Annotated in this window: 13 protein-coding genes; 3 read left to right on the forward strand and 10 right to left on the reverse strand. The window is 70.9% G+C overall.

Annotation, left to right across the window (positions count from 1 at the left end):
- Window positions 1-8 precede the first annotated feature (8 nt).
- The gene (locus tag G6N31_RS19520; RefSeq protein WP_098000552.1) at window positions 9-1,502 is read left to right on the forward strand and encodes a bifunctional phosphatase PAP2/diacylglycerol kinase family protein; all 1,494 of its coding nucleotides are present in this window, start codon (window positions 9-11) and stop codon (window positions 1,500-1,502) included.
- Here the strand turns inward: G6N31_RS19520 and G6N31_RS19525 are convergent.
- Window positions 1,456-2,064, reverse strand: coding sequence for a phosphatase PAP2 family protein (locus G6N31_RS19525; protein ID WP_098000655.1), 609 nt, complete (start codon window positions 2,062-2,064; stop codon window positions 1,456-1,458). The two genes, G6N31_RS19520 and G6N31_RS19525, sit on opposite strands and share 47 nt — an antisense overlap.
- 95 nt (window positions 2,065-2,159) lie before the next feature.
- Between G6N31_RS19525 and G6N31_RS19530 the strand changes: the two genes are divergently transcribed.
- Window positions 2,160-2,642 carry a hypothetical protein gene (locus G6N31_RS19530; RefSeq protein ID WP_098000550.1) on the forward strand — a complete coding sequence of 161 codons (483 nt, stop codon included), beginning with the start codon at window positions 2,160-2,162 and terminating at the stop codon, window positions 2,640-2,642.
- Window positions 2,643-2,656: 14 nt separating this feature from the next.
- Here G6N31_RS19530 and G6N31_RS19535 read toward each other — a convergent pair whose 3' ends face one another.
- Window positions 2,657-3,421 (reverse strand): trans-aconitate 2-methyltransferase, encoded by a 765-nt coding sequence (locus G6N31_RS19535; protein WP_098000548.1) that lies wholly within the window; start codon window positions 3,419-3,421, stop codon window positions 2,657-2,659.
- Between the two features lie 97 nt (window positions 3,422-3,518).
- On the opposite strand from G6N31_RS19535, the gene G6N31_RS19540 reads away from it, so the two are divergent.
- Complete coding sequence (locus G6N31_RS19540) at window positions 3,519-4,742, forward strand: alpha/beta hydrolase family protein (RefSeq protein ID WP_234815124.1); 1,224 nt, start codon at window positions 3,519-3,521, stop codon at window positions 4,740-4,742.
- On the opposite strand, the gene eccE is transcribed toward G6N31_RS19540, so the two are convergent.
- From eccE to G6N31_RS19580, 8 genes are read right to left on the reverse strand one after another with little or no spacing between them, the layout of a single operon-like run.
- The gene (gene eccE / locus G6N31_RS19545; protein WP_098000546.1) at window positions 4,729-5,643 is read right to left on the reverse strand and encodes a type VII secretion protein EccE; all 915 of its coding nucleotides are present in this window, start codon (window positions 5,641-5,643) and stop codon (window positions 4,729-4,731) included. The genes G6N31_RS19540 and eccE overlap by 14 nt on opposite strands.
- On the reverse strand, window positions 5,640-7,040 hold the full coding sequence (gene mycP, locus G6N31_RS19550) for a type VII secretion-associated serine protease mycosin (RefSeq protein ID WP_098000544.1): 1,401 nt from the start codon (window positions 7,038-7,040) through the stop codon (window positions 5,640-5,642). The genes eccE and mycP overlap by 4 nt, the downstream gene beginning before the upstream one ends.
- On the reverse strand, window positions 7,030-8,472 hold the full coding sequence (gene eccD / locus G6N31_RS19555; RefSeq protein WP_098000542.1) for a type VII secretion integral membrane protein EccD: 1,443 nt from the start codon (window positions 8,470-8,472) through the stop codon (window positions 7,030-7,032). Before eccD ends, mycP begins: the two co-directional genes overlap by 11 nt.
- On the reverse strand, window positions 8,454-9,335 hold the full coding sequence (locus G6N31_RS19560; protein ID WP_098000539.1) for an ESX secretion-associated protein EspG: 882 nt from the start codon (window positions 9,333-9,335) through the stop codon (window positions 8,454-8,456). The genes eccD and G6N31_RS19560 overlap by 19 nt, the downstream gene beginning before the upstream one ends.
- 9 nt (window positions 9,336-9,344) lie before the next feature.
- Window positions 9,345-9,632: a WXG100 family type VII secretion target gene (locus G6N31_RS19565; protein ID WP_098000537.1), complete on the reverse strand. Its 288-nt coding sequence runs from the start codon at window positions 9,630-9,632 to the stop codon at window positions 9,345-9,347.
- 30 nt (window positions 9,633-9,662) lie between these two features.
- A complete protein-coding gene (esxG, locus tag G6N31_RS19570) occupies window positions 9,663-9,956 on the reverse strand; it encodes a type VII secretion system protein EsxG (protein ID WP_098000535.1) in 294 nt (97 codons plus the stop codon).
- The gene (locus G6N31_RS19575) at window positions 9,953-11,539 is read right to left on the reverse strand and encodes a PPE family protein (protein WP_234815123.1); all 1,587 of its coding nucleotides are present in this window, start codon (window positions 11,537-11,539) and stop codon (window positions 9,953-9,955) included. The genes esxG and G6N31_RS19575 overlap by 4 nt, the downstream gene beginning before the upstream one ends.
- Before the next feature lie 4 nt (window positions 11,540-11,543).
- The gene (locus G6N31_RS19580; RefSeq protein WP_098000531.1) at window positions 11,544-11,852 is read right to left on the reverse strand and encodes a PE family protein; all 309 of its coding nucleotides are present in this window, start codon (window positions 11,850-11,852) and stop codon (window positions 11,544-11,546) included.
- Window positions 11,853-11,880 lie beyond the last annotated feature (28 nt).

Consider the following 11,880-nt stretch of genomic DNA (forward strand, 5'->3'; position numbering starts at 1 on the left):
TGGACCGCATGGACCTACTGCCTGTGCGACCCCGCCGCCGAGGAATCCGCCAGATCGGCAAGGGCCTCGGCACGCTGGACCGTGAGGTCTTCGAAGCGATCGCGGAATCGCCGAGCCCGTTGTTCGACGCGGTGATGCCACGGCTGACCAAAGCCGCCGACCACTCCAAGCTGTGGTTCGCGATCGCGGCCGCGTTGACCGCGGTGGGCAACGAGTCGACGAAACGGGGCGCCGCGCGCGGGGTGGCGACGCTGGCGGTGACGAGCCTGTTGACCAACCAGGTCGCCAAGCGGGTGTGGCGCCGGGAGCGGCCGAACTGGGTGCTGGTCCCACTGGCCCGCCAGACCCGACGACACCCGACGTCGAATTCGCTGCCCTCGGGGCATTCGGCCAGCGCCGCAGCCTTCGCGGTGGGGGTCGGCCTGGAGAACCCCCCGGTGGGCCTGGGCCTGTCGCTGCTGGCCGGGCTGGTCGGGATCTCGCGGGTGGCCACCGGCGCGCACTATCCCGGTGACGTGCTGGCCGGCCTGGGAATCGGCGCCGGATTGGCGGTGCTCGGCGCGCGGGTGGTCCCGCCGATCACCGAACCGCAGCTGCCGACCGCCGACCCGCTGCGGGTGGACACCCCGGCGCGGCCGCAGGGTCGGGGGGTCGTGCTGGTGATCAACCCGGCGTCGGGCAGTGGCACGGGCGCACGGGTCGTCGACGAGGTCCGCACCGCGTTGCCGCAGGCCGAGATCGTCGAGCTGGGCGAGGACGACGACGTCGCCGAGGTGATGCGCACGGCGGCCGGCCGCGCCGAAGTGCTGGCGGTCGGAGGCGGCGACGGGACGGTCGCGGCCGCGGCCGGCATCGCCCTCGACGCCGGGGTGCCGCTGGCGGTGTTCCCGGCGGGCACGTTCAACCACTTCGCCAAGGACATCGGCTGCGACTCGACCGCCAAGACCATCGCCGCGATCCAGCAGGGTTCGGTGGCGAAGGTGGACATGGTGTGCCTCAACGAGACGCAGATGGTGGTCAACACCGCCAGCGTGGGCGCCTATCCGCGATTCGTGCAGACCCGGGAGACGCTCGAGCACAAGATCGGCAAGCCGCTGGCCGGCATCTACGCGATGTTCTCCACCTTGCGGCGCGGCGAACCGGTGCGGATCTGCTACGACAACAAGACGCTGCAGACGTCGCTGTTCTTCCTGGGCAACTGCGCCTACCTGCCCTCGGGTTTCGCGCCGTCGCGGCGGGCGCGGATGGACGACGGTCTGATCGACGTCCGCATCCTCGAAACCGGCCGCCGGCTGGCTCGGTTGCGGATCATGACCGCGGTGGCGCTGGGCCGGCTGCAACGCAGCCCGCTCTATCACGAGATGCGGGTGCCGGAGTTCTCGTTCCGGGCGGTGGACGGGCCCACCGTCCTCGCGCTCGACGGCGAGGTGGGCACCGAGATCGAGGAAGCCAGCTTCAGCGCGCAGTATCGGGTACTGCCGGTGTTTCGTCCGCTTCCATGAGGCGCCGTCGCGGCGGCACCAGCCGCAGACACAGCAGGAAGTACGCGTAGCCCAGCGCCCAGCCGGCGATCACGTCGGACGGGTGGTGCACGTTGAGCACCACCCGGCCCAGACCGACGGTCACGACCAGCACGATCCCGGCGGCGGCCAACAACCGGCCCAGCCGGTCGGACACCAACGGCAGCACGACCACCAGCAGCGCGCACACCGACACCAGCACGCCCAGCGCGTGACCCGACGGAAACGCCGTCGAATGCGCCGTCACCATCGCGGTGTCCGGGCGCGGGCGGTCGGCGAGGTACTTGGCGATCTCGGTGATCAGCCCGTTGAGCTCGACGCTGACCACCAAAAACAGCGCCAGCGGCAGATTTCGCCGCGTCAGCGCGACGACGATCACCACGAGCGTCACCACGCGGAACACCGTGGGCCCGAACACCGTGCAGAAGACGTCCCACGCCGTCACCCAGGCCGGGTGGGCAGCACCGATGTCGTGCATCGCGTCCAGAGCCGCGGTGTCCAACGCCACCAGCCACGACCACTCGCCGGCGGAGCCGGCCCACATCAGCAGGTACAGGGCAACGGCGAGCGTCGCGGCGAGGGCGGCGTGCGGCCCATGCGTCTTCACCCCTCCACCTGTACCTGAGCTACCGTTCTGGGATGGCCGTCTTCCTTCGGAAACTGTTCCGGATCGGCAAGCTCCCGCGGCAGTTGCGCACTGAAGTCGAAGCCGAAGGCATTCTGCTGATGGCCGAGTACGTCGCGGTCACCCGACGGTTCCGCGGCACAGTCCCGGGCCTGCGTTCCGGCGGCAGCATCGCCAGCTACGTCGGATCGCTGGTACTGACCAACCAGCGGGTGCTGGGCACGTTGTCGACGGTGCCGAAACTGGCCGGACGCACCATTGACGTGCGCTGGGACGCACCGCAGACCGGCGCCGTGACGGCCGAGCTGGCCGAGGACGGTCTGACGCTGACCGCTGATGTCTCGCAGATCGATGCGCGGTGTGAGGGCGAGCTGTCGCTGCATTACAAGCACCCCATTCCGGCCGACGTGCTGGCGCGGCTGCCGCGCCGCTCGCTGACCTACGACGTGCCCCCGGAGTTCGTGTTCCTCGCCGTCGGGGTCCCCTACGACCCCTAGCGCAGCCCGGCCGGTCAACGCACCCGGGCCACCACGAACACGCGCCGGAACGGAAAAAAGGTCGTCCCGTCGGCGTGCCGCGGATAGGCCGCGTCCAACAGCGGCGTCAATTCAGCACGGAACCGTGCCCAATCCTCGTCGTGGAGATGGTCCCGCACCGGCCCTAACGCGGTGCCGGTCATCCAGTCCAGCGCCGCGTCAGCTCCGGTGAGCAGGTGGACGTAGGTGGTCTCCCATGCGTCGACCAGGCATCCCGCGTCGGTCAGCAGCGCGGCGTATCCGGCCGCCGGCAGCACCGCGTCGGAGCCCAGAAGGACATTGTCGGGCAACAGCTTCGAGAAGTACGACCCGCGGGCCACCGCCCGGACGCTGCGATGAGACGGTGCGTCGAAGTTACCGGGTACCTGAACGGCGAGCCAGCTTCCGCTGCGAAGCCCGGCCGCCCAGCGCACCAGCAGTTCGGGGTGCTCGGGCACCCAGTGCAGAGTCGCGTTGCTGACCACCACGTCGGTATCGGGCTGCGGCGACCACCGACGGACATCTCCAACCCGGGCCGGCACCCCTCGTTCGCGGGCGGCGGCCACCATCTCCGGCGACGAGTCCCAGCCCTCGATGACCGCGCCGGGCCACCGTCTGCTCAGGATCTGGGTGAGATTTCCCGGACCGCAACCGAGATCGACGACGCGCCGCGGAACTCGCGCACCGACCCGCGACAACAGGTCGCCGAATGGCCGGGCACGCTGGTCGGCGAAGGCGAGGTAGGTGTCGGGGTCCCACACAACTAGCCGCCGAGGTGACCGGCGGCCGACAGTGACATGCCGCCGAGCATATCGGCACGTCGGCGCCGGGCCCGGTTCGTCGCGTTAGCATCGCGGGGTGGAGTTCGACCTGGTGCCCGACGAGGTGCCCCAGCACATTCCCGACGAACCGGCGACACCCATCCCGGTGCCCGATGTGCCCGGCGCCGAGGCCGGGCCGCGGGGGCTGCCCCGCCGGGTCGATCTGACGCTGCGACAGCGCGCCATCGTCGACTCGTCGGCCCTGGCCGACCTGGCGTTGCGCACTTCGATCGCGTCGCTGCTGTCGGTGACGATGGTGCCGTCGGTGCTCACCGCGTTGCGCCGCTCCGAGGCGCGCGCCGAGCGTGAGCACTTGCAGTTCTATGCCGAGCTGGCGGCGGCCAAGGACCCTGGCCTGGCGTTCCCCGCACCCACCGTGCCGCCGCGGGTGTTCTCGCGGCCGGCCAACCCGGTCGCGGAGTGGGTGGCCCAGGGCAACGTGCACAACCTGCGCTTCGAGAGCAGCTTCACCGCGGTCAATCCGGCGCTGCGCGATCAGTGTGCACGCTTTGTGCGCAACAACGTCGTGCATGCCCAGCACTGGCGCCACGACGACGGGCCGCGGCCGACTCTGTGCCTGATCCACGGGTTCATGGGATCGGCGTATCTGTTCAACGGGCTGTTCTTCTCGCTGCCGTGGTTCTACCGGTCCGGCTACGACGTGATCCTCTACACGCTGCCGTTCCACGGTCGGCGCGCCGAGAAGTATTCCCCCTTCTCCGGGCATGGTTACTTCGCGCACGGTTTCGCCGGCTTCTGCGAGGCGATGGCCCAGGCGGTGCACGACTTCCGTTCGCTGCTGGACTATCTCGAGTTCACCGGGGTGGATCGCCTTGCGCTGACCGGCATGTCGCTGGGTGGATACACCTCGGCGCTGATCGCCAGCGTCGACGACCGGATCGATGCCGTCATCCCGAACGTCCCGGTGGTGACGCCGGACCGCACCGTCGACGAGTGGTTCCCGGCCAACAAGCTGGTGGCACTGCGCGAGCGGATCGCCGGAACCGACACGGCGCTGTCCGACGCGGCGACGATGTACTCCTCGCCGCTGAATTACGCCCCGCTACCGGCCAAGGAGCGTCGCCTGATCATCGCGGGCCTCGGTGACCGGCTGGCTCCTCCCGAGCAGGCCGAGTTGCTCTGGAAACACTGGGATCGCTGCGCGTTCCACTGGTTTCCGGGCAACCATGTGCTGCACGTCAGCCAGCCGGACTATCTGCGCCGGATGACGCGGTTCCTGGCGCCGTTCATGTTCGACTGAGCGCGGTGCCGGTGGGCCACGTCAGGCTCGACACGTCTGTGGTCCGGGCGGGTATCGAGGACAGCCGCGTGTCCGACTTCGGGCCCAGGGCAGCCAGTGCGGGTCCGTGACCCCCGCGTTCCGCGGTCAGACCGGGCAGCGGCATTCCCGCGCCGGGCTTCTGCTCGGTGCGCACCGCGCACGCCGCGGCGAGCGCGGGAGCTGTTCTGCTGCCGGTGATCTCGATCGCGCTCCACACCTCGGTCGCGTCCAGTCCCCGTATCGCCTCCAGTGTGGCGGCGAGATCGGCATCGGCGGCGACGCGGTAGGCCGCGACGTAGCCGCGGGAGTCGCTCACACCACGCCACGACTCCTTGATCCGCTCGGGGAGCACCACCGCGGCGTCGGGATCGGCCTGCACCTCCCAGCCCTGTTCCCGCAGCTGATCGGCCAGTCGCCGGCCGGCCAGCGTGACGGTGTCGCGCAACGGGATCCGCGGCGACCGCGCCGTCAGCGCTGCGAGGTTGTCGGCGGCGCCGAGGGTCAGGCTCACCCACGTCGTCCGCTCGCCGGCCACATCCCGGCTGGTGATACGCACCTTGTCGAACACGACACCGTACCGGTCGACGTAGCCGGCGAGGATGCCGAGCGGCACCTCGGAGGATTCGCGCGGTTCGACACGCAGGGCCACGGTGGCGAACTCGCTGCCGCGGTGGCTGCCGTCGACGCGTCCCCGCCGGCGCCACATGGCGGCGCGGCGGGCGACCATGGTGGTCAGGAACATTCCCCGCCACCAGGTGAACAGCACCAGCAGCACGGCGACCGCCGCCCCGAGCAACCAGCGCGACGCGGGGGTCTCCCACGGATAGGCCATGGCAGCAGGGATGACGAACAGCAGCGCCACCGTGATTCGGACGATCATGACGTCGGGTCCTTCCGTCGGGTGCGCACCACCACGGCGGTGAGCACCAGCAGCGCCAGCACGCCGACACCGGCGAAGGCGACAATGCGGGGCATCGGGTCCTGCTCCGGCGGGGCCGGCGGGGCGGCGACCGGTCGCACCGCGGCGCGGTCCACCTCGGCCCGGGCGGGCACAGTCCAGGTCAGGGCTGCTACCGGGTCGACTCCGCCCATGCCGACCTGATTCGACGGCGTGCGCGCGGCGCCGGTGGCGGTGCCGGTGAGCCGTCCGGTGACCTCGGCGGCGGTCAGCTCGGGAAAGCGGCTGCGCACCAGTGCCGCAACCCCGGCGACGTAGGCCGCTGCGTAGCTGGTGCCGCCGACAGCACGGAAACCTCCATCGTTGTCGGGCAGCCCGTTGGCCAGGTTTCCGGACCCGTCGTTGGAGACCGAGGTGATGCGCTCGCCCGGCGCGGCGATGCCCACCCACGGACCGGCCATCGTCGATGACGTCGGGCCGCCGGTGGTCGAGAGCGCACCGACCGACAACACGTAGGGCTGCCAGAGCGACGGGATCGACAGCGTCGTCGCGCCGTCCCAGTTGCGGGGGTCCGACGGCCGCGCAGGGTCGGTCAGCGGGTTGGACTGACACGTCGCACCGGTTGCCGTGCCGGTGCCCGCGTCACCGGCGGCGGCGACGACGACGGCATCGCGCTCCACCGCGGCGTAGCGCAGTGCTGCGCCCAGGGCCGCCTGGTCGACGGTTCGGTGGGCCGGCACGCAGATGGCGGTCGGGATCGTGATGACGCGCGCACCGGCGTCAGCCGCGCGGACCACCGCGCTGGCCAGCGCAGTCACCTCGACGGCGGCGCGCGCCAGTTCCGGATCCTCGCCGACGCTGCGTGGTGAATAGTGTTGTGAGGTCTGGCGGATGGCGAGAATGCGGGCTGCCGGTGCGACGCCGGAGAACGCGTCGGCGCCGGGCTGCCCGGCGATCAGGCCCGCGACCAGCGTGCCGTGGCCGTCGCAGTCGGTCAGGCCGTCACCGGCTTCTACGTAGTCGCCGCCCGGCTCGACGTTGGGCAGCCGTGGGCTCGGCGTCACCCCGGTGTCGATCACCGCGACGAGTTGTCCTTCACCCCGGCCGTGCCGCCAGGCTTCAGACAGCTTCAGGGCTGAAAGATTCGGGGCGGCTGCCGGGTCGGTGCCGGCGACCACCCCGCTGGTGACGCACGGGCTGCGCTGGCTCATCGGCGCCACCGGGCCGGCACTCCCGCTCGGCGGCTCCACCGCGGGGTCGACCTGCGGCGGAGTGATGGCACCGGCGGGCAAGGCGGTCAGCGCCCAGGCCAGCAGGGCTACCGCGGAGACCGCACCGCCGCGCCGAAGCGCTGTCCCGCAGGCTCGGTCAGAAACCATTGAGAACCCACGCGAAGATGCCCACGACATAGGCCATCACCGGAATGATCGACGCGTCCAGCGCCGAGGCCAGGAAGCCCAGCATCCGGCGCATCGGCAGCGAATAACTCTCCGCCTCGCCGATGCGCGGATTCAGCGCCACCACGACCCACGCGGCGGTCAGTAGGCCGAGCACGGCCAGCGCACCCCACGCCGCAAGGTGATTCCCGGTCACGGCGAAACAGACCGACACCACGATCGTGACCAATGCCGGGTGCGCGAGCAGCCACGCCTTGCACGTCGCGGAATCCCACACCCGGGCCCGCAGAGCGGCGCCCAGCGCGACAGCCACCACGAGATACCAGGACCAGACCGAGGGCCCGCCGTCGTCCCCGAACGCGGGCCACAACAGGGCGACCGATCCGGTCACCCCCAACAGGACACCGGCCGCGATGAAGCCGGTCTGATGGGAGTCGGTGGCCTGCACGCGACGGGGCAGTTCTTCGAGCACGCGCAGCGGCTGAGCCGACGGCGCGGGATCGCCAGGGGCGGGGATGGCCGGCACCGGCAGGCGCGCGCACATCGCCGAAAGTTGGGCAGCGGCAACGGTGACGAGCAGAGCGAGGAGGACGAGGCCGCAGCCCAGGGTCAACGGCGTCACCGTCCACACGGCCGCCGCACCGGCGGCCAGCAGCACACCGAGGGCAGTCGTCGCGGTCGCCGTGAACAAGGCGATGGCGCGCTCACCGACGATGATGCTGATGATCGACCACGCGGCGACACCAGCGGCCGACAGCACGATGTGGGCCGCGCCGAAGTCTCCCGGCACCGCCAGTGCGAACGCCCCGGCCACGGGCAGCAGCGCGGTCACGGCCAGCGCTGTGGCCAGCCGCGCCGACGCGGGCCGCGCCAGCAGCGCGCCCAACACGCTGAGCACCGCCGTGGCCGAGACCACCACCAGCCCCAGTGTTTCGCCGGTGATCACGCGGGTGGCCACCGACAGCGCGGTGGCCGCCACGATCAGGCCGAGCACCGCGACGGTGGCACCGCGGCGAATCTGGGTCACACCCCAGGGCTTCTCACGCGCTCGAGAGAAGATCATCGCGGCATCGGCGATGTCCTCGACGATCCGCGGCGCCGGTGGACCGACCGGGACGGGTTGCAGCGCCAGCAGATCACCGTCGACGACGCCGACGGTGGCCAACGTCGCGTCCAGGCTGAACGGGGCACCACCGATGGGCGCGAGGCTCACCAACGTGGCAGCGTCCGACGCGGTGTCGGCCGGTGCGACGATGCGCTGGATCGCCGGGATGATCTCGCGCAGCGGCAGTTCGGCGGGCAGCGCGATCTCGGTCAACCGGCCCGCGTCCTCGTCACCCACCGCGGCGGTGAGCACGGCGACGCGCACGATCGGCATCACCGCGTTGTGGGTGGCTACAGCGTGCTCTGACATGGTTCTTCTTTCTGCCGTCTTCTCTCGGCGGTGTGTTCGTCGAAGGCTCTGGTCACTGCGTGGTCGGGAAACCATGGGCCGTCGGGCAGCGCTGCGCACAGGCGCTCGACGGCCGAGGCGATCGCCGGCGGGGTTCCGGGGGCGAACGTCGAGATCCATTCGCCGTCTGGGGCTTTGGTCGGGCTCACCAGGACCCGGCCGCCGGTCGTGTCCACGACGCTGACCCCGACGTCGGTGCTGACCCGGTGCCCGTCACGGTGCTGGCCGGCCACGATCTCGACATACGTGCGTGGTTCGTCGAACGCGGCCACCACCACAGGGCGCGCGTTCGACGGGATACCTAGGAAGTCGAGCATGTCGCGAATCGAGGCACCGTTGCGGATCTGTTCGTCGGCGCGGGCGCCGGTGTCGGCCGGCATCGCGAACTCGTCGAAGCGGGCCGGCGCGCGGCCCGACAGACCCACGGTGAGCACCGGCACCAGAGCCTGCGGATGGTCGAGATCCATTTCGGTCAACGTCACCATCTCGGCGCTGCGCAGGGCGACCACGGTTGCGGTGCCGTTGCGGGCCACCAGTCCCCGCAGCAACGACCCGTCCCGGCCGACGAACCGCAGCTCCAACCATTGCGCCGGCCGGCACACCGACCGGATCCACCGGGCCACCGAGGCGTCTACGGCGCCGTCGGGGCCGAGCACGCCCAGCCGGGTGAGGCGCTCTACCTGCCCGGCCTCGAACTCTGCGCGGTGCGCATGATCGGTGTAGGGCGGGGTGATCGCCAGCACCCAGGGATACGAACCGGCGCCGAGCGTCTCGGCGAGGAACCAGGCGGCCTCCGCGCTGACTTCGACCGCGTTAGCCCGCACGGGATCCGGTCAGCCCCACTTGGCGCCTTCGGCCTGGTCGCGGGCAGCCATCGAGGTGGTGTTCATCTCATGGGTGCTGGCCATCGCACGGTAGGCCCGCACCAGCTCCTCGAGGGCGGTGTTCCACTGCGCCTGCCAGGCCTGGTAGGTCATGCCGGTGTCGCCCTGCCAGGCGCCCTGCAGCGCGGCCTGCTCGCTGGCGATGTCGGCGCCGACAGCATGCAGAGCCCCTGCGTAGCTCGACATCTCGCCGGCGTGGCCGAGCATCGCCGGGTAGTTGTACATGATCTGAGACATGGGAGTGGTCCCTTTCGTGGGTGAGCCGGGTCAGATGGCGGTGTAGGTGCTGGCGGCGGCGGCGTCTTCGGCGACGTAGGACGCTGCGGCGTCGCCGATGTTGGCCTGCGCGAGGTCCAGCAGCGCGTTGATCTTCGCCGAGGCCTCGACGAAGCGGGCGTGCGCGGCCTGGAATGCGGCCGACGCCTCACCCATGTGGAAGGCCTGCGACGACTGCGCGGCCTGTTCTGCCTGCGCGACGGTGCTGCGCATCAGCGCCGCCTTTGCCCCGAACGCGCTCTCCGACGCGACGAGCTGGGGAATGTGAGCATCCAAGAGGCTCATGGGTTTTCCTTTCGGTTGTGGTGGTGTTCTTCTGGTGTTGACTCGGTGGGATCGGACTCCCACGTCGACGGCAGCATCGGGCTCTTGGGCCCGCCCCCGAACGAATCACCGGCCAGCGTGGTCAGGCCCGCGCCGTCGGCATCGCCCTTCGTCACGGTGCCGGTGAAACCCATCGGCCCGGCGCCGCGCTGCGACGCGCTGACCCGGGGCTCCGGCTCCGGCGGTCCGTCGCGGTCGGGCTCGTCCTCATAGTCCATGTAGGCGTCGGCGTACTGCCGGCCTTCCATCTCGTCCTTCTGGCGCCGACGGCGTCTGCGGCGTTCGGCCGCGGATGCCGCCACTCCGGCCGCCGCCGCCGGGATCCCCGACGATGGCGCCTTGGCACTGCTCGAGTCGCGGACAGTCGGCGAAAACCCTTCGCCGGGATCGCGGCTGGCCACCACGTACGGAAAGGCCGGCGCCGCGGTGGCCGGTGCGGCCGCGCCCGTGGCCGACCCGCCGGCCACTGTGCTGGGCGCGGCCGGCGCCGCGGAAGGGGCTCCGGCGGGGGCGGCGGTCGCGGCCGGCATGGGCTGTTGCTGGTCCGGTCGCGCGGGCGAAGCCGGCTGCGGCTGGTCCTGTGGCGCAGCCTCTTCGGGGACCGGCGGGTTCTGCGTCAGGATGTTCAGACCGACCACACCGAGGGTGATGATCAGCGGGATCAGGAACGGCGCGGTGGCCACCAGCGTCCAGGTGGTCCAGCCGACGGGCTGGAAGATGGCCTGGTATCCCACCGCGAACAGCAGTGGGAACCAGGTCACCAGCGCCGCACTGGGATTGGTCATGAAGTCGTTGATCAACTTCGCGAAGTTGCCGATCGGGTCGCGCAGGAAGTCGATGATCGGCTCGAACAGCAGCCGCAGGAAATCGACGTAGAAGTCGATGATGTTGAACGACGATCCCGCTTCGGCGGCCTGCGCCTGCGCGGCGGAGTTCATGACGTCGGCCGCGGCGGCTCCGGCCTCGCCCACCCCGGGCGCCAGCAGCAGCGGTGCCGGCGCCGACGTCGGTGTCGCCGCCAGCGCGGCACCCGACACCGCCTGGTAGGTGCCCATCGTGGTGGCCGCCTGGATCCACATCCGGACGTAGTCGGCCTCGTTGAGTGCGATCGGAATGGTGTTGATGCCCAGGAAGTTCGTCGCCACCAACACCGCGTGGGTCGCGTGGTTGGCCGCCAACTCGGGCAGCGTCGGCATGGTCGCCAGCGCGGTCGAGTACGCCGCGGCGGCGGTCTCATGCTGCGCGGCCGACGCGGCGCTGTGAGCGCTCTGCTGTGACAGCCACGCCAGGTAGGGGGTGTGGGCGGCGACGTACTGCTCCGAACTGGGACCCTCCCACGCACCGGCTTGTACCGACGCCAGCACATTGGTCAGTTCCGCGGCCGCCGTGGCGTATTCGGTGCTCAGCGACTGCCATGCCGCCGCCGCGGCCAGCAGCGAGCCCGTTCCCGGGCCGCTGCTGAGCAGCGCTGAGTGCACCTCGGGGGGCAGCGCCATCCAGACTGGGGCGAGCGAAGCGACGGGTGTTGTGCCAGCGGCGGTCATCTGATCAGCCCCGCGCGATCAGGTAGGACGTCGCGGCCGACGCGTCCCCGCTCGCATAGCTGGCGGCGGACTGGCCGACGCCGATTCCGGCGCGGCCGAGTTCGGTGACCCCCTGCGCCGCCACCGTCTGATGCTCGGCACCGGCGGCGCTGAAACCCGCGGCGGTCTGCAGCGAGACCGCATCGGCTGCCGGCGGCACGACGGCGGTCACCGCCGGCGCCGCCGCGGCGTGCACCGCGGCCATCCGGGCGGCCAGCGCCTCCACCGCGGCGCTGGCCGCGGTCAGTCCTTCGGGTACCACACGTAGCGTCATCTGCGCTCCCCTTCTCGAGATGGTGTCG

Origin of the sequence: Mycolicibacterium duvalii, from assembly GCF_010726645.1 — a bacterium.
In the GTDB taxonomy this organism is placed as follows: Bacteria; Actinomycetota; Actinomycetes; order Mycobacteriales; family Mycobacteriaceae; genus Mycobacterium; species Mycobacterium duvalii.